Here is a 22,355-nt window from a genome sequence, read left to right on the forward strand (position 1 = left end):
CGCCTTTTGGCACTGCACGCTGTGCTACCTTGCATTGCCGGGCCGCGAGGCGCCGCAACTGCCCGGCAGGAAAGAACAAACCGAAATGCTTGGAGCCGTGAACGATGCCCAGTAACACCTTGCTTTCCCGCACACTCGACGCCGGAGCGAACCTGACCGTGGACGGTGCACTCGCCACCGAGCTTGAAGCGCACGGCTGCGATCTGGAAGACCCTTTGTGGTCGGCTAAAGTCCTTCTGGAGCAACCGGAACTGGTCAAGCGCGTACACCACGATTACTTCCGCGCCGGAGCCGCTGTCGCCATCACGGCTAGCTATCAAGCCACACCCCTGGGATTTGCGCGCCGCGGCATCGGCGAGGAAGCGGCCTTGGAGCGGGTGGCATTGAGTGTGCGCCTGGCCGACGAGGCACGCCGCGAGTACCTGACGGAAAAACCGGATGCGGGCCCCCTGCTGGTTGCAGGATCGGTCGGGCCCTACGGCGCGTACCTTGCCGATGGATCGGAATACCGAGGCGACTATGTCCTCAGCCAAAACGAGTTTTTGGAGTTCCACCGGCCTCGAATCGCAGCGCTGGTGGCGGCCGGAGCGGACTTTCTTGCCTGTGAAACGCTGCCTTCATTGCCGGAGGCCGAGGCCCTGCTGGCACTCATGAAAGAGTTTGACGTCGAAGCCTGGCTCTCCTTCACGTTACGGGATGGCGGCCACCTCAGCGACGGTACGCCGCTGGCTCAGGCGGCAAAGCTCTTTTCGGCGGAGCCGCTCGTGGCGGCTATCGGCGTGAACTGCGTGCCGCTGGAGCTGGTCTCCCCATCGCTGGAGGCCCTGGGCAGAGCCACTGATACGCCCCTGATCGCATATCCGAATTCGGGCGAAAGCTATGACGCAGTCACCAAAACGTGGGGTCCGGCCGCGGCGAGAACTTCAGGCCCCGATACCAAACAGCCCGCAAGCCTTGCGGAGGGAACGCCAATCTGGCGTGAACTTGGTGCACGGCTCGTGGGTGGGTGCTGTCGAACGACCCCACAGGATATTGCCGCCGTGACGGCGCTGTCAGAAACTCACAAACCTGGATATCGACCGGTTGGTGCTGCTGGCGCAAAAAACCTCTGACGCGTCACGGACTTGGCCTATACGCAGTTAACCTAAGTGGCAATGTCCCCTATTGAGTAGCGATATATCGGGATCTGCGCAGCAGCACCGCCGTTCGCGGACACGGATCACGAAACGCGGCGCGCCGCCTCAGATAGGCGGCAACCATCTTATTTGGTGAACGGTCTTGTGTGACAACCGTCATTTGATTAGGTGGTTCAGGAACCCCCGTATTGGGCACCGGAATGAGCTTCGATTGCGATGTTGAGTTCTTCCAGGGTTGGGGGGTTTGCTCCCGGGCGCTGCACGGTGATGGCCGCTGCTGCAGCTGCGGTGTGTCCAAGCTGCTCCAAGACAGCTGGGGCGAAGCCTTCGGTTCCTCGGGTGAGAAAGCCCAGGATCAGGGCGGACATGTAGGAGTCCCCGGCGCCGATGGTGTCGGCAACTTTGGACTTCACGGCGGGAATGCTGATGTTAGCGGCGGGGGTGGTGAATTGTGAGCCGTCGGCGCCTTTGGTGATGACGGTAAGTCCGGCGCCCAGACCGAGGATGTGTGCTGCGGTTTCGTCCAGGCTTTTTTGGGGGTACAGCCAGCGGGCGTCTTCGTCGCTGAGTTTGACGACGTCGGTTAGGGGCACGAGCTCTTCGAAGGTGGCCAAAGCTTCCCTGTGGCTGCCGAGCAGCGCTGGACGGATATTCGGGTCATAGGTGACCATGCAGTGTGTGCGGGCTTGTTCGAGCAGGGATTTCACGGCGCCCGCGCCGGGATTAAGGAAAGTGGCGATGGATCCGGTGTGCAGGATTTTTGGGAAGAAGGCGGGGGCTGTCGGGGCAAGATCCCAGGAGATGTCGAAGTCGTACTTGGCGGAGCCGTCGGGTTCAAGGGTTGCTGTGGCCGATGCCGTTTTGGTGAGGGATTTTGATCCGGGCAGAAGTATGACGCCTGCGCTGCTGAGGTGGTTTTCGATGGAAATCCCACGCGCGTCCGAGGCGATGGCTGTGAGCAGACCTGTGGTGACGGCGAGGCGGCCAAGTCCGTAGGCGACGTTGGCCGGTGAGCCGCCGGGGTGTTCCACCGTGTCGTGCGACGTGGTGACCACGTCGATCAGCGCTTCGCCTATGACCATGACGTCGAGCATCTGGTGAGCGTCGTTCCGGGCTGTTGTGAGGTAATCCATGGTCTGTCTCTCGTGGGATGGTGATGATGGGAACTCCCGGTATGGATCCGCCCGCGGACCKGGGGGAGGTCCGCGGACGGAGAAGGGGCTCCGGTAGAGCGGGCGGGTACTAGCCGGACCTCAGGCGGTGGCTGCGCCGGTCATGATCGCCACTGCGTCGGTCATGGTGTGTGATTGCGGAGTGATGGTGGCAGCGCACTTGCCCAGGCGCTGGATGTGGATCCTATCCGCTACGTCAAAGACGTGGGGCATGTTGTGGCTGATCAAGATGACCGGCAGGCCGCGGTCGCGAAGGTCCCGGACCAGCTGGAGCACCTGGTTCGATTCCCGGACGCCAAGTGCCGCCGTCGGTTCATCCAGCACAACCACCTTTGAACCGAACGCTGCGGCGCGGGCCACGGCGACAGCCTGGCGCTGGCCGCCCGAGAGGTTCTCCACCGGCACTGTCACGTCCTGCAGGGTGGAGATGCCCAACCGGGTCAGCTCTTCCTTGGCCTTGGTGCGCATGCCTTTGGTGTCGAGCATCCGGAACACGCTTCCGAGGAGCCCCGCGCGCCTTTCCTCACGGCCCAGGAACAGGTTGGAGGCGACGTCCAGCGCCGGTGAGACCGCCAGGTTCTGGTACACGGTTTCGATGCCGTGGACCCTGGCGTCCTGCGGCCGCTTGAAGTGCACCTGCTGTCCCGATACAAAGAGTTCTCCTGTGTCGGGAACTTCGGCGCCGGTGAGGCACTTGATCAGGGTTGATTTGCCTGCACCGTTGTCGCCAATGATCGCCAGGACTTCGCCCGGGTACAGGTCCAGGCTGACGCCGTCCAGTCCCACGACACGGCCGAAAGTCTTGACGAGGTTCCGGGCCTGCAGGATGGGCTCGCGCGTGGCGACGTGGGAGGCTTCAAATTCAGTCATGGTCATGACTTGACCTTTCGGATCCACTGATCGACGGACACAGCAACAATGATGAGGACGCCCACGGCGAGCGTCTGGTAGAGCACGTCCAGCCCGGCGAGCGAGAGGCCGTTGCGGAAGACTCCGACGATCAGGGCGCCGAGGAGGGTTCCCCAGACGGAGCCGCGGCCGCCGAAGAGGCTGGTTCCGCCGATGACGACGGCTGTGATGGAGTCCAGGTTCAGGTCCACGCCGCCGTTGGGGCTGGCTGCGTTGGTGCGTCCGATCTGGATCCAGGCGCCGACGGCCAGGACGGCGCCGGCTGCGAGGTAGACGCTCATGAGGACACGGTTTACCGGGATGCCGGCCAGGCGGGCGGCTTCCTTGTCATCTCCGACGGCGTAGACGTGCCGGCCCCAGGCCGTCTTGCCCAGGATGAAGGCGACCGCGATGTAGAGCAGGAGCATCATGACGACGCCCGTGGAGATCCTGACCGGGCCCACCGGGAAGGTGGTTCCTGTCCAGGTCAGCAGGGGCGGCATGGCCGAGCCGCGCACTGTCGCTCCGTTGGAGTAGAGCAGTGTCAGGGCGATGAAGATGTTGAGCGTGCCCAGGGTGACGATGAACGGCGGGAGCCGGAACCTGGTGACCAGGAATCCGTTCAGGGCTCCGGCGGCGAGTCCGACCACCAGGCCTGCGAGCAGGGCGAGAGGCGCGGGTATTCCGTTGTTGACGGCGAGCTGGGCCATGACCATGGACGACAGGATCATCACGGCCCCGACGGAAAGGTCGATGCCTGCCGTAAGGATGATGAGGGTCTGGGCGATGGCCAGGGTGCCGACGACGGAGACCTGCTGGGTAATCAGGGAGAGGTTTTCAACCCGCAGGAACCTCTCATTGAGGAGGCTGAACACCACCACCGCGATGAGAAGCACGAGGGCGGGGCTGACGGCGGGGTAACGGTGGAGGATATTGCGTATCCGGCTAAGCGGTGTCTGGCGGTCGAGGAATTCCTCGGCCAGGTCGGCCTGCCCGGCGCTGGGCGGTCCGGCGGTCTGTTGCTGGGTCACGATTGGTCCTGATCTTCGGTGATGGTTGCTAGGGCGGAGCTAGCTCGGTAGATGAAGTGCGGGGAGGCCGATAGCGGACTCCGGCCTCCCCGTCCCCTTAGTGAAGCTGGGTGGGTTACTTTCCCCAGCAGATGTCGGAGGCCTCGGTGGTGGTGATGCTCTTGACGCCGTCGACCGGCTTGTCCGTGACAAGCTCGACGCCGGTGTTGTAGAAGTCAAGCCCCGGTGAGTTGGCCGGCTTCTGGCCGGTCTTGGCGAGGTCAACGATGGCCTTCACTCCCAGTTCGGCCATCTTGACCGGGTACTGCTGGGCCGTGGCACCGATGACTCCGGACTTGACGTTGTTGACGCCGGGGCATCCACCGTCCACCGAAACGACCAGAACGTCCTTTTCCTTGCCGGCAGACTTCAGGGCCTCGAAAGCGCCGGCCGCGGCGGGTTCGTTGATCGTGTAGACGACGTTGATGTTCGGGTTCTTGGACAGGAGGGTTTCCATGGCGGTGCGGCCGCCATCTTCGGCGCCCTGCGAGGCCTGGCTGCCGACGATCTCGTATTCGCCGCCCTTGCCGCCGGTGTACTTTCCGGTCTTGGCCTCGTCACCGTTCTTCTTCTTGTCCGCGGTGTCGATGCCGAGTCCCGTGAGGAAGCCCTGGTCCCGGTTGTAGTCCACGGAGACAACCTTGTCGTCAAAAAGATCGACGAGGGCAATGGTCGCTTTCTTCCCCTCCAGCTGGGCTGCGGTCCACTTGCCGATCAGCTCACCCGCGGCGAAGTTGTCGGTCGCGAACGTGATGTCGGCGGCGTCGGCCGGGTCCGGAGGTGTGTCCAGGGCGATGACGAACAGGCCGGCATCCTTGGCCTTCTTCAGGGCATCCACTACAGACGGGCCGTTGGGGGTGATCAGGATGCCCTTGTCGCCCTTGGAGATCGCGTTCTCGATGGCCTGGATCTGGGTGTCCTCGTCGCCGTCAGCCTTGCCGGCAGCCAGCTTCAGGTCCACGCCCTCGGCCGCGGCGGCCTTCTTCGCCCCGTCTTCCATGGCGACGAAGAACGGGTTGGTCGTGGTCTTAACGATCAGCGAGACGCCGACCTTTTCACCGGACGCGGTTCCCGTTGATGAGGCGGACGGGGAACTTCCACCACAGGCTGAAAGACTGAGCGCTCCCAGAGTCAGGACTGCTCCTGCAGCGAAGAGGCGGGTGGCCGTTGAACGGGGTGCTTTGGAACTCAACATTGAATCTCCTGATGTTTGAGGCCCTCACTGGCCTCGACAACGATGTCATGTACGATGTAATCAGCATCACACCAGAGAGTCAATAGATGCAACTTAGAAGGAGCGATATATTTGACAACGATGTCCGATCGTAGCCAGCCGACCCTTTCCGCCAGTCGTCCGACAATGCGCCACGTGGCTGCCCTTGCCGGCGTCGGAATAAAGACCGTCTCCCGCGTGATCAACGACGAACCTGGCGTGTCGTACGCCACCAGGGAAAAGGTGCTCAGCGCTTCACGGCAACTCAACTACCAGCTGGACATGGCCGCCGGCAGCCTGCGCCGCGCGGGCAGAAGGACGCTCTCGGTCGGGCTGTTGCTGCCGAGTGTTTCCAACCCGTTCAGCGGCGAGATCAACCGGGCCATAGAAGATGCTCTTGGGGCCAGGGGAATCGCGGTCTTTGCGGCGAGCCTGGATGATGACCCCCAGCGGGAGCAGGACATCGTGGCGGCATTTCTTGGGCGGCGTGTCGACGGGCTCATCCTCACGCCCATCGCCAGGAGCCAGGCGTATGTGATCCCGGAGCATTCCCGTGACCTGCCTTTGGTCTTCATTGACCGTGAACCGGTAGGAGTGGAAGCAGATGCCGTCGTGACCGACAACGCCGCAGGCTCCGCGAGGGCAGCTGCTCACCTGATCAGCCGCGGCCACACCAGGCTCGCCTATCTGGGGGACCGCACCGACATCCAGACCGCCCGGGAACGCCGGCGGGGGTTCATTGAGGAGATCGGCCGGCAGGGAATTCCCACTTCCACGATTCCCGTCCGTGAAAACCTGCACGATGAGGAATCGGCCAGATTGGCCGTGTTGGAACTTCTCACCGCTGCCGAACCACCGACGGCGATTTTCTCCAGCCAGAACCTCATCACTTTCGGCGCCATGCGCGCTCTGAGAGAGCTCGGGCTGAGCAAACGCGTGGCCTTAATCGGATTCGATGACTTCACGCTTGCCGACATGATGGATCCCGGCGTGACAGTCATCGCCCAGCACCCCGAGCGAATCGGGAAGCTGGCAGCAGAGCGGCTCCTGGCCAGGATCGATGGCGACCAGCAGCCCCCGCATACCTATGTTGTCCCGTCTGAGCTCATACAACGAGGTTCCGGTGAGCTGCGCCCTCCGGCCTGACAGGGGTGGCCTCCTGAACTATATTTCGAACCCATCGACCTGAAAGGGATCATGATGACCAAGACCCTGTATGCCGAGTTCACCGTCAAGCCCGGCAGCGAAGCCCGCGTTGCTGAAATGATGCTCGAACTGACCCGGCATGTGCGCCGTGAACCGGGCAACGAGCTGTTCCTTCCCTGCACCCGGGAAGAGAACCCCCGGGAGTACTTTGTCTTTGAGGTCTACCGCGATGAAGCCGCGTTCCAGGAACACATCGGCGCCGATTACGGCGCCAGATTCAACGAGGAACTGGCCCGCCATATCGAAGGCGACGCCTCGGAACTGACCTGGCTTCTGCCGCTGGAATAGCCCTCAGCCAAATCCAGCCGGTCCACGGTCGGTGGGAGCTGCTGCGTCCAGGACCCACGGAGACGGCTGAACGGAGCCGCCTGCCGGAAATAACCCTTCCAGCCCTACCGCTGGGAGGGAATTTTCTGCTGCCCGCCCATCGCCTCGCCCGGCTCAGCCGCGCGGCGGGCGGCCTCATTCCCGCGCCGCCAAAACCGTTGACTTGTCTGACGGACATCACTTAGTGTCCTTCGCACTGACAACGTTGTCTACCGACGACGCGCGCAACGAAGGGCGAATCGAACGAATGAAGAACACGACCACCCGCAGGACGCATGCCGTTTCTGCACTGACGCTCGCGGGACTGACGCTGGCCGCGGCACTGGCAGGTTCCCTGCCGGCGTCGGCCGCGACGGGCCCCGGGGACGAACCCTACCGGCCGGCCATTCACTACACGCCGGCAAAGAACTGGATGAACGACCCCAACGGGCTCGTCTTCTACAAGGGCGTCTACCACATGTACTACCAGCACAACCCCTCCGGTAACACCTGGGGGAACATGTCCTGGGGCCACGCCACATCGAAGGACCTTGTTCACTGGCAGGAGCAGCCGCTGGCGATCTCCACCGATGCAGAGCAGGACATCTTCTCCGGCAGCGTCGTTGTGGACAAGGACAACACGACCGGTTTCGGTACGAAAGAGAACCCACCGCTGATCGCGATCTTCACCAGCGCCTACAAGGACGCCTCGCCCCACCGCGGCCTGCAGGCGCAGTCCCTGGCCTACAGCCTCGATGACGGACAGACCTGGACCAAGTACTCCGGCAATCCTGTACTGAACCGAAACTCCGCCAACTTCCGTGACCCGAAGGTCTCCTGGTACAACAAACCCGGCGGCGGAGGCTACTGGCTCATGACCGCGGTCGAAGCCCAGGATCACAAGGTCGTCCTCTACAAGTCCGCCAATCTCAAGGACTGGACCGCCCTGAGTGAATTCGGACCAGCCAATGCCACCGGCGGGCAGTGGGAATGCCCCGACCTGTTTCCCCTCGCCGTGGACGGCGACCCGAAGAACGTCAAGTGGGTCATGGTGGTCAACATCAATCCCGGCGGCGTGGCCGGCGGCTCCGCCGGCCAGTACTTCGTGGGGAACTTCGACGGCACCACCTTCACCTCCGAAACCACCAAACCCGTGGCCACGCCCCCTCCCGGCGCGGTCCTGGCCGGATTCAACGACGGAACTTACAACGGCTGGACCGTCAACAACGAGCCAGGAAACTGGAAGAACGGCCCATTCGGCAGCACTCCGGCAAACGGAGCCGCTGGCCGACGCCGGCTGGACCGGGACCGGCGACCTCACCCCCAACTTCCAGCCCTCCACCAGCGGCGGGGACTTCTACCTCGGGGCCAAACGGATCAACACCTTCGAGACCGGCACCGCACCGGGCGATGACCGGCAGGGCACCCTGACATCACCGGAATTCCCCATCACCAAGAATTTCATGAGCATGCTGGTCGGCGGCGGCAACCGCTCCGCGGACTCCGGACAGATCCTGGCCGCCCAGTTGCTCGTCAACGGCAAGGTGGTCCGCTCCCTCGCAGGAGACAATTCCGGAATCCTGAACTGGAAAGGCTGGGATGTCGCCGAGTTCGCGGGACAGAATGCACAGTTGCGTGTAGTTGACCAGGCCACCGGCGGGTGGGGACACCTGACCCTTGACCACGTCATGCTGACTGACGGCCCGGCCGTTCCCCGGTCTGACGAGGAATCGGTAAACCTCGTGGTCAACGGACAAGTGGTCCGCACGGCCACCGGAAACGACAGTGAAAAGCTCGACTGGGCATCATGGAATGTCAAAGAATTCGTTGGCCAACAAGCACATATCAAAGTGGTCGACAATAACCGATTCGGTTGGGGCCACATTCTCGCGGACGAGTTCATGCTCTCCTCGAAACCGGCACAGTCGGCCCTGGAGACCTATGACTGGCTGGACTACGGACGCGACTACTACGCCTCCGTGTCCTTCGCCAACATGCCCGAAAACAAACGGGTCATGCTGGGCTGGATGAACAACTGGGACTACGCCAACAACATCCCCACCAACCCGTGGCGCAGCGCCATGGCCCTGCCGCGCGAAGTGAAATTGACCCAGACCCCGGAAGGGCCCCGGCTCACCCAAAGCGCCGTCAAGCAGGTCGACAAGCTGGCCCAAGAGCCAAGCTACTCAACCCCGAAGGGCATCCCGATCGAGGAGGGAACAACCCCGCTGCCCGCGGCCGCCTCCGGTCAGGTCCAACGAGTCGACATCACCTTCGCGCCGGGCACGGCCAAGAAATCCGGCATCACCGTGCTGGGCGATGGAGCCGCATCCACCGTCATCGGCTACGACGCCACGACCGGGAAGCTCTTCGTTGACCGCACTAACTCCGGCAACACCGCGTTCCACCCGGCCTTCGCTTCCATCGAGGACGCCCCCGTCACCCTGGACAAGAAGGGCTACGTCACCCTTCGGGTCTTCCTCGACCGCTCCTCAGTTGAGGTGTTCGCCCAGGATGGTCTGCGGACCATCACCGACCAGGTATTCCCCAACGCCGGAGCCGACAAGATGGCCCTCTTCGCAGAAGGCGGTACCGCCCAGCTCAAATCACTCACCGTGACACCGCTTGAAAAGGCAATGTTCCTGGCTGAAAAGAAGTGACCCAACCCGCCGCCTGACGGGCTCCCAAGGAGCCGGAACTGAAGGGATTGCGCCCCATATTGCACCGGGCTCAATCCCTTCAGTTCGTCCATACCCCGGCGGCCGAAACATCTCAGTGCTGACCTGGCTCCAGCCGGTCAGCTGACACAACAGAAGGCTGGGGGGCGCCAGTCCTCCCCGTAGGAGACCAATCTCCGAAGAATCTACGCGTGGTTTCTGGTAGCACGGCTACCGAAAGATTGCCGAGCGCCGCTGCAGCGCGCTGCTCACGCAGTTCGCGGACCAGATCACGGCGTTCGGCGAAGACGTGGTTGCGTGGCTGAACTCGCTCGGCGTCACGTCCAGAGAGCTCAACTCCATTGCCTCTGACTTCGACCCATCCAGGCTGGCCGACTTCGTGGGTGGCCTGATGGGCGGACTGGCCTGCATCAGCGCGGCTCTGGTCATCCTCCTCACGGTCGCGCTTCTGATGGGCATGGATGCCGGCTACATACCCGCGGTGCTGGCCCAGACCAGCAAGACCCACCCGCTGCTGGTCACCGGCCTGTCCGGCTACGCCGCCAACGTTCGTCGCTACATGGTCTGGACCACCTTGCTCGGCCTCCTGCAGGGCTTCATCGACTTCGTTGCACTGAACGTGCTCGGCGTGCCCGGTGCGTTCATCTGGGGGGTGCTGGCGTTCCTGTGCAGCTTCATTCCAAACGTCGGCTACTTCCTCGCGATCATCCCGCCGATCGTTTTCGGTGCGCTCGTCGGCGGGTTGCCCACGGTGATCGCGGTGATCGTCGTCTACGGGATCATCAATGCGGTCGTGCAATCGGTCATCCAGCCGAGGGTGGTCGGCGATGTCGTGTCACTCAGCCAGACCATCACCTTCTTCTCCGTACTCTTATGGGCCGTCATCCTCGGCCCGATCGGCGCCATCCTGGCGATCCCGCTTACGCTTCTCGTGCGTATGATGCTCGTCGACACGTACCCGCCGGCCGGCTGGGTGCGTCCGCTGCTCGGCGACCTCAGCGGGACCAAGAAACTCATCGCCGAGGAGGACGCCCAGATCAAGGGGGTAAAGAAGACTCGCTCCATTTCCGGTGACGCAGGCAGTACGGCTCCAACCTCAGGAACGACCTGATGACCGCAAGCATCGCCATGTCACCGGGGCTGTGCTACTCGCTTGATACGTTCGCCCAGGTAGGAGACGATCGTTGCACTCGCCGTGCCGATGATCGCGATTCCCCCGCCCATCAACACCACGGCCAGGATCCGGCCAGGCACTGCGGCCGGAGAGCAATCGCCCTAGCCGACGTGGCCACGGTCACACACGCCCACCAGATCGGACCTCCTAAGCTCCTGATCGTCGCATAAGGCGCGGTGCGTACTGCCGCCAGAACGCCGGAGACGACGCGCTCGCGAACAACAGCGACGGTTCGCTCGATGTGTACTTTGGCCCCGAACGATAGGAGATTCCACGAGGAACTGGATCGAGACAGTGCCGGGCCGGGGCTTCGATCCGATATCCCGCTGCTACAGCCCCCACCGCTCCGTTTTTCGACGGCACCTGGATCCTGCCAGACGTAGAGCCAGTCCGACAGGACGCCCCGGCAACCTTAGAGCGCCAGCTGGCGCGGCTAGCCGCCCCAGTGCAGTCTTCTCGGTGGGGTTGGAGCTGCCGCGGTCTCGCCTGAGCGGCTCCACAGCTGCCCGATCACGGTGAGGTGGGTGACGCGGCCGATGGTCACTGCGACGAGGAGCACGGACATCTGCACGAACAGCCACCCGATGTACGAGAAGGCGAGCCCGAGGACGCCGAATTGATCGGCGGAGGAGGCGAACACCCCCGGGAGAAACACGCGCCCCACCACCGTCGCCGCGGCGAATCCGAGTCCGGCGAGCACTGATCCCGGGAGGAGTGCCCGCAGGCTGACGCTCCGGTTGATCACGATCCAAGACGCGACCCACCACAGCGCGGACCAGATCGCCACCTCGATGATGAACTCGAGCACCGATAAGGCACCCGTGCCGCGCACGACGTAGCGGGTCATGACCACGAGGGCGAACCCGATGAGGATCGCAACAATCGTGACGACCCAGCGCCACGCGAAGCGGATGGGGGCCTTCGGTGTCTTCCAGATCCTGCGGAAGCACCGCTCGAGCGCGCGGGCGAAGGCGGACGCGGCGATGATGAGGAGCAGCGCGCCGATGACTTGCGTGAACGTCACCCCTTCGATCGTTTGGGGAATCGACTGCTTCACAAGTTCCGCGGTGTGATCATCGAGGCTGAGGTTCTCAGCGAAAAGCGCGTCCGCCTCGGGGTTCAGGCTCCCTCGCAACGAACTGGCGACGATGAGGACCGGCAGGATCGAGGTGAACGCCTGTGCGGCGAGCGTCATCGCTCGATCGAACAGCTCGAGGTCACGAATGTCACGGAGAGCACGCAGCACAAAACGTCCGGCCACCGAGCGCACGGTGGCCCGTATCAATCGGTTCACCGGCGGCTGAACCATCGGAATCACACATGCCCAGCGTCGACAGGCCGGAATGGTCCAGACACCCGATCCAGGCCGTCGCTGTGCGCGGCGATCTCGACGGTGGCGGTGCCGGCTCTCAGGACGACGATGATGGGATCAGAGCCGAGTCCCTTTACATCGCCGGGCGCGGCGGGCCGATGTTCGCCGATGCTGTCACTGGCGATGAGCTCGTTCCTGAAGAGGAATGGGGCCTTGGTCCAGACGAGGACGTCGCACACCCAACGACCATAGCCGCGCGCCCACTTCGGCCGGAACCCGTCGACCACGCAATTGGTGACGCGAATCGCACCGAGGAACACGCCCGGCTTGCGGTTGACCCACCGCCTCCGCCCCAACACGAAAGCGAGGAAAACCACGAGGACGATAAGGTCGACGCCGAAGATGACCAACAGCGCAATGACCATCAAGCACCTCCGAATTCGGGTTGATACACTTCACTCGCACCGTTCGCCGTTCGCAGCGGGCAACGCCGGACCCCACAGTCTCTGCCCCCAAGCATCCCGGACCACCCGACGCCGTCGCATCATGCGAACCGCGGGATGTTCGCCGCCGACACCTCGAGGGAGGCGGCCATTTCCCTCATACGCCGCTTCAAACCGGGCCGCCCTTCGAAACCTGGCAGTCCGGGCCCGGAATCGTGAGGCGGTTCAGGGAGGACTCGGGCATGTTTCCGTGGCATTGGACGGCTGCGGTGTTTGAAGAGTGGTGGAGGACCTGGGGTCCGTGCGCCGGAGGGCCAGTGCGAAGCGGATCTGTAGGCGTCAATGAACACCCGTGCCCTCACTGCGGCATCGGCGCGTGTTCGCAACTGCCCTGCGCTCTCGCTCACCATGTGATCAACGGTTCCGGAGCCTCGATTAATGCTGGCCTTTCTCGGCTAAAACGGGCTTTCGGTTCGGCCGAGGGCAGACTGGGCATCCGTCAAGGGCGCAAGTTTCGTGAGGACATCCGGGGAGCAAAGTCCTACGATTCAGCCATGACGCAACAAACCTGGCAAAAGCGTTCCGAGAGGCCCCTGGTCGGTGCGGCCTTCCTGTTCCTGGCGGCCTACTCCATCCTGATCATTGTCGAACCGCCCTCTCCCTATGCAGAGGCCCTGACACTCGTCATCTGGTTAACGTGGGCCGCTTTTGGTATCGACTACCTCATCAAGCTGCTCCTGGCGCCGCAGCCGGGCCCGTGGTTCGTCCGGCACCCCATGGACCTGCTCATGGTGATACTTCCGGTAGCGCGGCCGTTGCGGCTCCTGCGCCCCTTCTCGCTGCGTCAAGTCATGGACCGTGCCCCGGGCACTGCCATCAGAACGCGCGTCATGGCCTACGTCATTGCGTCCGCTCTCCTGCTGATCTACACGGTGGCTTTGAGCGTCCTCAGTTTCGAAAGGGGTGCCCCGAACGCGAATATCACCACTATGGGTGACGCTTTGTGGTGGGCTGTTGTCACCATCGCAACGGTTGGTTATGGCGACTATTACCCCGTCACAGTGGCTGGCCGGTGGGCGGCGGCGGCTTTGATGGTCGGCGGCATTGCAGCCCTGGGCATGGTCACCGCGGCGGTGTCGTCCTGGCTGGTTGAAAGTGTGACTGCAGCAACCGCTGCGCGGACCAAGGCGGGCGAACCCTCCAGGAGCGAGGAGTTTGCCCTCCTCACCGCCCAGATCAAGGCGCTTCAGGACCAGCTGGCCCTGCGCCTGGACGAACCCGGCAGCGGCCCGGTCGAAGGCAAAGCACCCAGGGATCCAAGATAATCGACCAACGCGGGCGATAAATGCAGCATCTTGCCGCCCCCAATCTCTGTAGCGGCAGGTGTCCACGCCGAGGCCGCCGGCGGCAAGATGGCGTTGACGGGCTGGCCCACGGAACGACCGGCCCGCTCCGGTCTCCTGACGCTCGGCGACTTCGCCGACGACCTTGAGCGGGGCACTGCTGCGGTATGACCGGGTGGGGTTGCCGGGGAATTACTTGTCGGTCACGTTCGGTAGTGCTCGAATGCTCCCGATAAGGGAACCTGCCTTTTAAGTCATCGGCACGGCGGGAACTCCCTGGTCCCAGAGAGTTCCCGCCGTGCGGATGGTGTTTATGGTGCGGGTTCGTCCCTGTCAGTCCTGGCGGACCTTGCTGGGGTCGACGTTCCGGGCGGCGAAGATGAGCAGGCCGGAAGCCAGGATGGGGAGGACGCCCCACCACAGGGTGGCGTTGATCCAGCCGGCGCCGGCGGCGAGGGTGGCGGTGATCAGCAGGCCGCCGATGATCGCTCCGACCTGGCCGGAGGCGTTGATGATGGAGCTTCCCGTTGCCCGGGTGTGGACGGGGAAGCTTTCGCCGGTGAAGAACAGCAGGGCGGAGAAGGGGCCGATGAGGAAGAACAGCCCGGCGCTGTACAGCCCGATGATGAGTGGGAAGTTCCCGTTCGGTGCCTGAAGCATGGTGAAGAAGGAGACGGCACACAGGATCCAGCCGATCCCGATCGCGTTGCGGCGCCCGATCCGGTCGCCGAGCCAGCCGTGGAACAGGTAGCCGGCGAAGGCCGTGGCATTGGAGATGATGAGTACCAGCAGCGCGTTGTCGAACTCGATGTTCTTGCCGTCCGGTGCGGTAAGCAGCGACGTGCCGAGGATCGCGAATGCAAGGACGCCGAGCCAGTTCAGGAGGAAGGCTCCGCCGATCGTCAGGGTGGACCGCAGCGACTCCCCACGGAAGACCGAGACGAGCGGACTGGCCTTCTCCGAGACGTCGATTCCGTATTTCTCCCCGAGCTGCTGCGCCTCTTCCATCCTGCCGTCCTTGATCATCTTGTCGATCTGGTGACGGTGGGCGAATTGGGGGCTCTCCTTGAGCCAGCGTCCGGCGATGACGATGAAGACGGCGGGGATGGCGGCCACGGCGAAGCAGAGCGCCCACCCGCCGATGGGGAACAGCAGGTAGACGGACCCGGCAGCCAGGACGGAGCCGACCGGCCAGCCGGACTGGACGAGTGAGTAGATGAGACCGCGGCGGCGGGCCTTGGCGGGATCGCTGTTGTGGGCAAACATCTCGTTGAGGTAGGCCGCGTTGATGGCCTGTTCGGCGTAGCCGAGGCCGGCCAGTGAACGCACGAGGACTAAGAAGACGAGTCCCAGGCCGGCCGCGATGCCCACAACCCAGCCGACAGTGGCGGTCAGCAGTGAGGCGACGGCGGCACCGACGACGGCGATCAGGATGCCCTTGCGGCGGCCGATCCGGTCGACGATCGGGCCGATCCCGAAGGCCACGAGTGCAGTGCCAGCGGTCACCCAGGTATTGATCCCCGTGGACTGGGCCGCGCTCAAGCCGAGGTCTGCGGCCAGCACCGGCAGCAGGTTGCCGAACAGGACGAAGTCATAGACGGCGAAGGTCCAGGCGAAGAAGCAAATCCAGGTGGCCAGCCGGACGTCCTTGGGCGTGACATCAGACTCGACAAATTGAAAGGTTGGGGCAGTGGTCATAACGGTTCCTAATTCACGGGGATGGTGGGATGTGATCAGTAGGGAACGAAGGGGGCGGCCTGGAGACCAGCGTCAATAACTGGCTCCAGGCCGCCCCTTTTACTGCGTTTACAGGCTTAGGTTGCGGAACTGAGCTCGGCGACCAAAACCTCGCGGCGTTCGGCGGTTGACCTCAGATCGACCGTGAGTTGGCCGTTGACCTCCTTGATGACCACACCGTAGTCACGGGCGGCTGCCTCGGCGGTCGTGAAGCCGTCCAGCACGTCCTCGAGGACCTTCAGCGGGTCCCGCTTGTGCGGGTCGCCGAAGCCACCACCGCTGGGCACGGTGATCTGCAGGGAGTCACCGGCCAGCAGTTGACGTCCGGTGACCTTGGACGGCCAGGACTCCTCGCCTGCCCGGCCGACGTTCTTCACGAGCGAGCCGTTGAGGCCGTCATGGCCGCCGAAGGCTCCCCATGGAACGTCCGACTCGTGGCGTTCACCCTCGCAGGTGATCGCGGTGTCGGTCAGGAAGGTGTTCTCCCGGACGATGCCGATGCCGCCGCGGAATTCACCGGCGGCCGCCGGCTCGGAGCGCAGTTCGTAGCGGTCGGTGCGCATCGGGAACCGCCACTCGAGCTCCTCGATCGGGTTGTTGCGGGTGTTGGCGATGAGGTTGTCTACGGAGTCCGGCCCGTCGCTGGTTGCGCGGGCGCCGTAGGAGCCCTCGTTGACCTCGAGGTAGACCCAGTACTCGCCCTGTTTCTCGTCCCATCCTGAGTAGGAGATGAAGTGGATGTGGGCGGAGTTGCCGGCGGTGACGCGCTCGGGGATGACGGGGGCGAGGGCCCGCAGGGCCAGGTCGACGGCCCGCTGTACCTGGGAGAACCGCGAGAAGGTTGCGGCCGGGTACGTGGGGTTGAAGATGGTGCCCTCCGGGGCGATGACCTTCAGCGGCTTGAGCATGCCCTCGTTTTGGGGCACGAACACGGGAAAGGCGACCTCGTCCAGGAATATCATCCGGGTGATGAACGTGAATGCCGAGACGGTGGTGCCCTCGAAAGCGCAGTTATAAGCGGTGGGCACCTGTTCGGAGGATCCGGTGAGGTCGTAGGTGATCTCGTCACCCTCGATGATCACCTTCACGACGATCGGTAGCTTCTTGCCGTAGTTGCGGCCGTCGTCGTCCAGGTAGCCGACCTCGGTCTCGTAGACGCCGTCGGGGATCTTGGCGATCTCCTGGCGCAGCATCCGCTCCGAGTAGTCGATCCAGCTCTGGCCGGCTTCGCGGACCGCGCCGAAGCCGTACCGCTCGATGAGGGCGATGTAGCGGGACTTGGCCAGCTCGCAGGCGGCGATCATCGCCTGGAAGTCGCCCTCGTTGGAGGTGGGTGTCCGGGTGTTGTTGAGGATGTGCCGGATCAGCGATTCCTGGCGGACGCCCTTCTCGGAAATCTTCACCGCCCGGAAGATGGTGCCTTCGGACTGGATGTCCTGGATGTCCACCATCAGTCCGGAGTACGCACCGCCGTTGTCGATCAGCTGGCCCGAGGCGCCGGCGAAGCCGACGAGTTCCCCGTCGTGGAAGATCGGTTCGATGATCGCGACGTCGGGGGAGTGCGTGGCGCCGAGGTACGGATCGTTGTGCAGGATGATGTCACCGTCGTGGATGTCGTCGCCGAGGACCGAGATCACACCCTTGACGATCTTGGGCATCGAGCCCATGAACATTGGCGTGGAGTCGGACTCGGCCAGCACGTTGCCGTCCTTGTCGAAGAGCCCTGCACCGAGGTCCTCGGACTCACGGATGATCGAGGAGTAGGCCATGCGGAAGAGCACCGATGCCATTTCCTTGGCTGCGGAGTTCAGGGCGCCGCCGATCACGCGCATCAGGATCGGGGTGGCCAGTTTCTCGGCGCTCTGGGTGGCGGCCGGGCAGTCGATGACGAGGTTGCCGGCTGCATCCACCGCTCCGGAGAATCCCGGAGGAATAACTGTGGTGGAGTCGTACTGCTCGATGATGGCGGGGCCGGTGAAGGTGATTCCCACGCCCATCCTGTCGCGGTCGTAGAAGCCGGTGTCCAGGGTGACCGGCTTGCCATCCTGTTCGAAGGTCACCGGGCGGGTTTCCACCAGGGCGTCATCGAGGGAACCGGACTTGATCGCTTCCGGCGTGGGCAGGTCATCCATCAGGGCGCTGGCCTCCACGCGGATGTTGATGACTTCCACGGTGCCGTTCTTGAAGCGGTGCCCGTACTCCTCGAAGTGGGCGTCGTGGAAGGCTGCCTCGGCCTTTTCCAGCCAGGCCTGGTTAACCGGTCCGGCGGGCGCAGTGAAGCGGATCTCGTACCCCTGGCCCTCGTAGCGCGCGTCGGCGAGCCATTCGAGCTTGCGGCGTCCGGCTGGCACATCCTCGGCATCGAGTTGGGCGTTGGCCTCGCGCTCCAGTTGCTCATAGGAGCCCTGGATGGCGGCGGGGTCTGCGCTGGCGAACGTGAATCGCCTGGTGGCGACGAACTCATACTTCTCGTCGGTAGCCAGCAGGCCGGTCGCAGCCATGATGCCCGGGTGGGCCGGGATCAGCACCTTCGGGACCTCCAGCTCCGCGGCGATCTCGCAGGCGAACAGTGCGCCGGCGCCGCCTGCCGCGACGAGGGTGAAGTCACGCGGATCGTAGCCGCGGCGGACGGAGTTCTGCTCGATCGCCTGGGTCATGCCGAACTTCTGGATCTGCAGCGCGCCGAGGGCGGCCTGGTCCACGGACATGTTGAGTTTTTCCGCCAGACCTTCCATGGCCTTTCGGGCGCCATCGAGATCCAGATCCATGCCTGAGCCTGCCAGGACGCGGTCAGGGCGCATGCGCCCCAGCAGCATCTGGGCGTCAGTTGATGTCGGCTCCGTCCCGCCGCGGCCGTAGCAGACCGGGCCCGGGACGGCGCCGGCAGACTGCGGACCGACGCGGAAGACCCCGCCGGCGTCGACGTAGGCGATGGAGCCGCCGCCTGCGCCGATGGTGTCGATGTCCACCATCGGGACCATGGCCTGGTGGTCGCCGATCTTGGTGTCCAGCAGGTGGCGCATGCGCAGTTCACCCTGGTAGGCCACACCGATGTCCGCTGAGGTCCCCCCAATGTCCAGAGTGACCACGTTCTCGAAGCCGGACTGACGGCCGGCCCACATGCCGCCGATCAGGCCGCCGACCGGTCCGGACATCATCAGTGTGACGGGCCGCTTCGCGGCCTCCTTGATCGGGACCATACCGCCGGAGGACTGCATCAGCAGGATCTCCCGCTTGTAACCCAATCCTTCTGCCTGCTCCTGCAGGCGGTAGAGGTAACGGGAGACCCGGGGCCCGACATAGGCATTCAGCGCCGTGGTGGAAAACCGCTCATACTCCCGGTACAGGGGCACGATGTCACTGGAAAGGGACAGGTAGGCTTCGGGGAACTCCTCCACGACAATCTCCCCGATCCGCTGCTCATGGGCGGGATTCAGATAGGAGTGCAGCAGGCAGACGGCGATGGCCTCGACGCCGGCCGCCTTCAGCTCGCGTACGCGCTCACGGACCTCGTCCTCGTCCAGGGGAACCAAAACGTCGCCGTTCGGTGCGGTGATGCGCTCCTTGACGGTGAGCCGGTGACGGCGCTTGATCAGAGGCTTTGTCTGCCAGGGCAGATCCTGCTGAAGGGAGAAGTTATGCGGCTTCTTGTGCCGGGCGATGTGCAGGATGTCCCGGAAACCCTCGGTGGTGATCATCCCGACCTCCGCACCGGTGTGCGTCAGCGCGGTATTCGTGGCGACCGTGGTGCCGTGCACCAGCTGGTCGATCTCCGAAAGCGAGACCCCGGCCTTTTCGCAGAGCTTTATGATGCCGTTGATCACGGCCTCAGACGGGTCGTGCGGGGTGGAGGGAACCTTTTCCACAACGGCGATGCGCTGGTCGTCGTCCGAGAAATACAAGTCGGTGAATGTACCGCCGACGTCTACTCCGATGCGCTTCATAAGGGGGTCCTTTCGAAAGTTTGGTTCAGGACTGGGTTGAAGGGAAAGACGGGGGGCCTCTCGGCCGGGCCCGAATTCACCCGGGATTGGAGCTAGTCCGCTGGGCCGGGGGTCCGGTCCCGCAATCCGATGTGCCGTAGCTCACATCGTTGCTTAGAAAGCAATTTAGTTCCTTTGCGAACAACACGCAATGTTTTTGACGTTCATTTCTTGGGACTTCCCCTTTTGCGTCAGGGGACGTGCGCCTCCCTAAGAGTTGGAGAGCAGCTTGCGGAAGGATTCGGCAAGGCTCTGCCAAGCAGGGTGGGGAGCGGGCGCGGTCGGCTTTTGGACTGCTGAGAAAAAAGGGTTACATGTTGCAGAACTAGCGGCTACGGCACCCGGCCGGCCGTCATCCACATCGACATGGCCAACGCCTGGACCCGCCCGGGCCACCAGTTCTCCTCCTCGATGTGAACCTGCCGTCCGACATGGGCCTGGGGTCCCAAAAGATCCCGGTTGAGACCCTGGGCGATCGCCAAGGGCTTCCGCCCGATCATCGTCAAGGAGGCCGTGGGCGACCGCGTGCCAGGAGTCGTGGCGTGGAACCTGTTCGATATGGACTCCAAGTTCGGCGACGTGGAGCCGCTGGAGACTTGTCCTCCGACGAGAGGTTGGATGGGCACGCCGTACGATGGCTACGGTGACTGCGCGTAGCGCCTGGAGAGGGAGAACCCATGCTTGACCCACAAACAACCACTGACAAACCGCAAGGGGCGGCAGCATCGCTGCTCAACGGTCTTACCGTGCTCGAAGCCTTCTCCGTCGCCAAGCGTTCCCTCTTGGGCGTCACGGAGATCTCCGAGCTCGTTGGCCTGCACAAGAGCACGGTCTCCCGGATGCTTAGCGGCCTGGACGAAGCCGGCTACGTGCAGCGCGACGAGGAAACAGGGCGATACCGCCTCGGGCTCGGGATGATCGGCCTGGCCGGACCACTGCTGGCCGAGCTTAGCGTCCGCCGTGCCGCCCTGCCCCACCTCGAAGAACTCACACAGGCCACCGGCGAGACGGCCGCGATCGCCGTTTGGAACGGCAGCAACGCGATTGTCGTGGAACAAACGGCTTCCACCCACCAGGTCAAGCACAGCGCGGCGATCGGCACGCGCTACAACAAGTTCGCCAGTTCCTCAGTCCGCGTGTTCCTCGCCGAACTGCCGCCCGAGGAGACCGACCGCCTGCTTGCCGACCGTACGGTCCTGCGGGAGGGCTACCTCGGTCTCGAAGACCCGGCCCACGAACAGCTCGTCGGCGTACGTGACGACGGCTTCGCCGTCAACGACGGCGAGACCACTTACGAGGAATACGGCGTGTCCGCTCCTGTGCGGGACTACCGGGGCGAAGTCGTCGGCTGCATCACAGCCAGCGCGCCCCGATCCCGAGTGCAGTACATGCAGAGTCAGTCGATCCTGCGCGAAGCCGTGCTAGAGGCCGCGGCGCGGGTGTCTACACGGTTGGGCCACCTGCCGGGGAAACAGATCCAGGTCGCTGACGGCGCTGTTGGCTGATCCGAGCAGGAGCCGATGAGCCTGCGAGCCGTGATCCTCGGTGGTTTGCCAGAGCAGGGACCGACGGAGCCTCAAGCAGGGCCACCCCCTCGAAGTTGGCAGCTGCTCCCTCTCGGATGACCCTTTCCGAGTGCGACAGCGCGGTCAAGCGTCTCGATCTGAATGCGGTCGAAGACACGATGTTGCTGACGTTTCGCCTAGCCGCGTGGATGAATCACCCCGGAAGCGGGGCCGCCCAGCCCAAGCGGGTGGATACTTCCGAAGCAGCCTGTTGTACGGCTTGAACCAGAGCATCCTTGGTGGCGTGCTTTTGCACGCGGGAACGGGGGGCGGATGCAGTGATGCACCCAACCACCTTGCCCCGGTAATCCCGAACCGGAGCAGAGACCCCAAACTCCTCCTCCGTAGTCGAACCGTCGTTAATGGCGTATGCCTGACGGGCGACTTCCTGCAGGTGGGCGGTGTGGTCCAACGGCAAACCATCTCCGGCCGTGCGTAGTATCTGCCCGGATCCGATCAGTTCCGTCGCGAGAGCCGGCGCCAGGTCCGCCAGGAAAACCCGCACTGAAGAGCTCTCGAATTTGTTGTACCGGGTTCCGATGGTGGCAGTGTGTTTGACCAGATTCGGGCTGGCAACCTGCTCCACGACGATGGCCTCGTGACCATTCCAGACCGAGATAGCGCTGGTCTCTTGGGTGCTTTCGGTTAACTTCTCCAAATACGGAACCGCAGCACGGCGGACATCCAGATCCGCCAGCAAAGGGGCGGACAACGCGAGGAGGCCCAGCCCGAGCCGATACCGTCCCGTCTCCTCATCCCGCTGGACATATCCAGCTTCTGTTAGACCGCTAAGAATGCGTGAGACCGTGCTCTTGTGGAGGCCAACACGCTGAGCAACCTCAGTCACGCCAAGAACCGGACTTTGAACGGAAAAGGCTTCCAGGACAGCAAGACCGTTCAACAGTGACGCCGCAGCTCCTTGGACCTGCCCGTTGTCATGCCTCGGCCTGCCTGCCACCTTCATCCTTTCGCGCTACGTGACTATCCCGCCACTCTTTGGGGCCATCATATGCCGCAATCTGTACCCGCCTCACTTAGGTTGTCAGTTCCACACTGCGGACGTGAGATTAACGAACAGTAGGCCCGCCTTGGCGGGCGTTCAAAGTGTTCCGCTCAAACTACATCCGAG

16 protein-coding genes and 2 pseudogenes are annotated in these 22,355 nt (G+C 63.6%); 8 read left to right on the top strand and 10 right to left on the bottom strand.

The window, feature by feature from the left end; all coding sequences use genetic code 11:
• Window positions 1-104 precede the first annotated feature (104 nt).
• Entirely contained in the window at window positions 105-1,112 is a 1,008-nt protein-coding gene (mmuM, locus tag AC1D0A_RS01010; protein ID WP_476944997.1) for a homocysteine S-methyltransferase, read from the top strand.
• A 197-nt stretch (window positions 1,113-1,309) separates the two neighbouring features.
• Here mmuM and AC1D0A_RS01015 read toward each other — a convergent pair whose 3' ends face one another.
• From AC1D0A_RS01015 to AC1D0A_RS01030, 4 genes are all read right to left on the bottom strand, one after another.
• Entirely contained in the window at window positions 1,310-2,269 is a 960-nt protein-coding gene (locus AC1D0A_RS01015) for a carbohydrate kinase family protein (protein ID WP_476944998.1), read from the bottom strand.
• Between the two features lie 120 nt (window positions 2,270-2,389).
• A complete protein-coding gene (locus AC1D0A_RS01020; protein WP_028275203.1) occupies window positions 2,390-3,184 on the bottom strand; it encodes an ATP-binding cassette domain-containing protein in 795 nt (264 codons plus the stop codon).
• Entirely contained in the window at window positions 3,181-4,227 is a 1,047-nt protein-coding gene (locus tag AC1D0A_RS01025) for an ABC transporter permease (RefSeq protein ID WP_028275204.1), read from the bottom strand. Before AC1D0A_RS01025 ends, AC1D0A_RS01020 begins: the two co-directional genes overlap by 4 nt.
• A 115-nt stretch (window positions 4,228-4,342) precedes the next feature.
• Window positions 4,343-5,461, bottom strand: a complete 1,119-nt coding sequence (locus AC1D0A_RS01030; RefSeq protein WP_028275205.1) for a substrate-binding domain-containing protein — start codon at window positions 5,459-5,461, stop codon at window positions 4,343-4,345.
• Between the two features lie 165 nt (window positions 5,462-5,626).
• Here AC1D0A_RS01030 and AC1D0A_RS01035 point away from each other — a divergent pair, with 165 nt between their 5' ends.
• The 4 genes and pseudogenes from AC1D0A_RS01035 to AC1D0A_RS01050 all read left to right on the top strand — a co-directional run bounded on the left by AC1D0A_RS01035 (window position 5,627) and on the right by AC1D0A_RS01050 (window position 10,780).
• Window positions 5,627-6,625, top strand: coding sequence for a LacI family DNA-binding transcriptional regulator (locus AC1D0A_RS01035; RefSeq protein WP_476945238.1), 999 nt, complete (start codon window positions 5,627-5,629; stop codon window positions 6,623-6,625).
• A gap of 54 nt (window positions 6,626-6,679) precedes the next feature.
• Entirely contained in the window at window positions 6,680-6,973 is a 294-nt protein-coding gene (locus AC1D0A_RS01040; RefSeq protein WP_028275207.1) for a putative quinol monooxygenase, read from the top strand.
• A 451-nt stretch (window positions 6,974-7,424) separates the two neighbouring features.
• Window positions 7,425-9,651, top strand: a pseudogene (locus AC1D0A_RS01045) (GH32 C-terminal domain-containing protein).
• A gap of 262 nt (window positions 9,652-9,913) precedes the next feature.
• The gene (locus tag AC1D0A_RS01050) at window positions 9,914-10,780 is read left to right on the top strand and encodes an AI-2E family transporter (RefSeq protein ID WP_476945239.1); all 867 of its coding nucleotides are present in this window, start codon (window positions 9,914-9,916) and stop codon (window positions 10,778-10,780) included.
• Between the two features lie 496 nt (window positions 10,781-11,276).
• Here AC1D0A_RS01050 and AC1D0A_RS01055 read toward each other — a convergent pair whose 3' ends face one another.
• Together AC1D0A_RS01055 and AC1D0A_RS01060 are read right to left on the bottom strand one after the other, a co-directional pair.
• Window positions 11,277-12,137, bottom strand: a complete 861-nt coding sequence (locus AC1D0A_RS01055) for a YhjD/YihY/BrkB family envelope integrity protein (RefSeq protein WP_476944999.1) — start codon at window positions 12,135-12,137, stop codon at window positions 11,277-11,279.
• Between the two features lie 20 nt (window positions 12,138-12,157).
• On the bottom strand, window positions 12,158-12,580 hold the full coding sequence (locus AC1D0A_RS01060; RefSeq protein ID WP_476945000.1) for a hypothetical protein: 423 nt from the start codon (window positions 12,578-12,580) through the stop codon (window positions 12,158-12,160).
• A gap of 572 nt (window positions 12,581-13,152) precedes the next feature.
• Between AC1D0A_RS01060 and AC1D0A_RS01065 the strand changes: the two genes are divergently transcribed.
• Entirely contained in the window at window positions 13,153-13,923 is a 771-nt protein-coding gene (locus AC1D0A_RS01065; RefSeq protein WP_476945001.1) for a potassium channel family protein, read from the top strand.
• Window positions 13,924-14,064: 141 nt separating this feature from the next.
• Here the strand turns inward: AC1D0A_RS01065 and AC1D0A_RS01070 are convergent.
• The 3 genes and pseudogenes from AC1D0A_RS01070 to AC1D0A_RS01080 all read right to left on the bottom strand — a co-directional run.
• Window positions 14,065-14,154 (bottom strand): annotated as a pseudogene (locus AC1D0A_RS01070) (NAD(+)--rifampin ADP-ribosyltransferase); the annotation flags it as partial.
• Between the two features lie 120 nt (window positions 14,155-14,274).
• The gene (locus AC1D0A_RS01075; protein WP_476945002.1) at window positions 14,275-15,639 is read right to left on the bottom strand and encodes an MFS transporter; all 1,365 of its coding nucleotides are present in this window, start codon (window positions 15,637-15,639) and stop codon (window positions 14,275-14,277) included.
• Window positions 15,640-15,755: 116 nt separating this feature from the next.
• On the bottom strand, window positions 15,756-19,622 hold the full coding sequence (locus AC1D0A_RS01080) for a hydantoinase B/oxoprolinase family protein (RefSeq protein WP_476945003.1): 3,867 nt from the start codon (window positions 19,620-19,622) through the stop codon (window positions 15,756-15,758).
• 498 nt (window positions 19,623-20,120) lie between these two features.
• Here AC1D0A_RS01080 and AC1D0A_RS01085 point away from each other — a divergent pair, with 498 nt between their 5' ends.
• Both AC1D0A_RS01085 and AC1D0A_RS01090 read left to right on the top strand, forming a co-directional pair.
• Window positions 20,121-20,318: a hypothetical protein gene (locus tag AC1D0A_RS01085; protein ID WP_476945004.1), complete on the top strand. Its 198-nt coding sequence runs from the start codon at window positions 20,121-20,123 to the stop codon at window positions 20,316-20,318.
• Window positions 20,319-20,338: 20 nt separating this feature from the next.
• Window positions 20,339-21,166, top strand: a complete 828-nt coding sequence (locus AC1D0A_RS01090) for an IclR family transcriptional regulator (RefSeq protein WP_028278268.1) — start codon at window positions 20,339-20,341, stop codon at window positions 21,164-21,166.
• Window positions 21,167-21,380: 214 nt separating this feature from the next.
• On the opposite strand, the gene AC1D0A_RS01095 is transcribed toward AC1D0A_RS01090, so the two are convergent.
• On the bottom strand, window positions 21,381-22,127 hold the full coding sequence (locus AC1D0A_RS01095) for an IclR family transcriptional regulator (protein ID WP_243177952.1): 747 nt from the start codon (window positions 22,125-22,127) through the stop codon (window positions 21,381-21,383).
• Window positions 22,128-22,355: the final 228 nt, after the last annotated feature.

This window comes from Arthrobacter sp. P1_D4 (genome assembly GCF_056406115.1).

Coding starts and splice junctions, on each gene's coding strand:
- mmuM (WP_476944997.1), top strand. CDS start 105: ATGCCCAGTAACACCTTGCTTTCCCGCACACTCGACGCCGGAGCGAAC.
- AC1D0A_RS01015 (WP_476944998.1), bottom strand. CDS start 2,269: ATGGATTACCTCACAACAGCCCGGAACGACGCTCACCAGATGCTCGAC.
- AC1D0A_RS01020 (WP_028275203.1), bottom strand. CDS start 3,184: ATGACCATGACTGAATTTGAAGCCTCCCACGTCGCCACGCGCGAGCCC.
- AC1D0A_RS01030 (WP_028275205.1), bottom strand. CDS start 5,461: ATGTTGAGTTCCAAAGCACCCCGTTCAACGGCCACCCGCCTCTTCGCT.
- AC1D0A_RS01035 (WP_476945238.1), top strand. CDS start 5,627: ATGCGCCACGTGGCTGCCCTTGCCGGCGTCGGAATAAAGACCGTCTCC.
- AC1D0A_RS01040 (WP_028275207.1), top strand. CDS start 6,680: ATGACCAAGACCCTGTATGCCGAGTTCACCGTCAAGCCCGGCAGCGAA.
- AC1D0A_RS01060 (WP_476945000.1), bottom strand. CDS start 12,580: ATGGTCATTGCGCTGTTGGTCATCTTCGGCGTCGACCTTATCGTCCTC.
- AC1D0A_RS01065 (WP_476945001.1), top strand. CDS start 13,153: ATGACGCAACAAACCTGGCAAAAGCGTTCCGAGAGGCCCCTGGTCGGT.
- AC1D0A_RS01075 (WP_476945002.1), bottom strand. CDS start 15,639: ATGACCACTGCCCCAACCTTTCAATTTGTCGAGTCTGATGTCACGCCC.
- AC1D0A_RS01080 (WP_476945003.1), bottom strand. CDS start 19,622: ATGAAGCGCATCGGAGTAGACGTCGGCGGTACATTCACCGACTTGTAT.
- AC1D0A_RS01090 (WP_028278268.1), top strand. CDS start 20,339: ATGCTTGACCCACAAACAACCACTGACAAACCGCAAGGGGCGGCAGCA.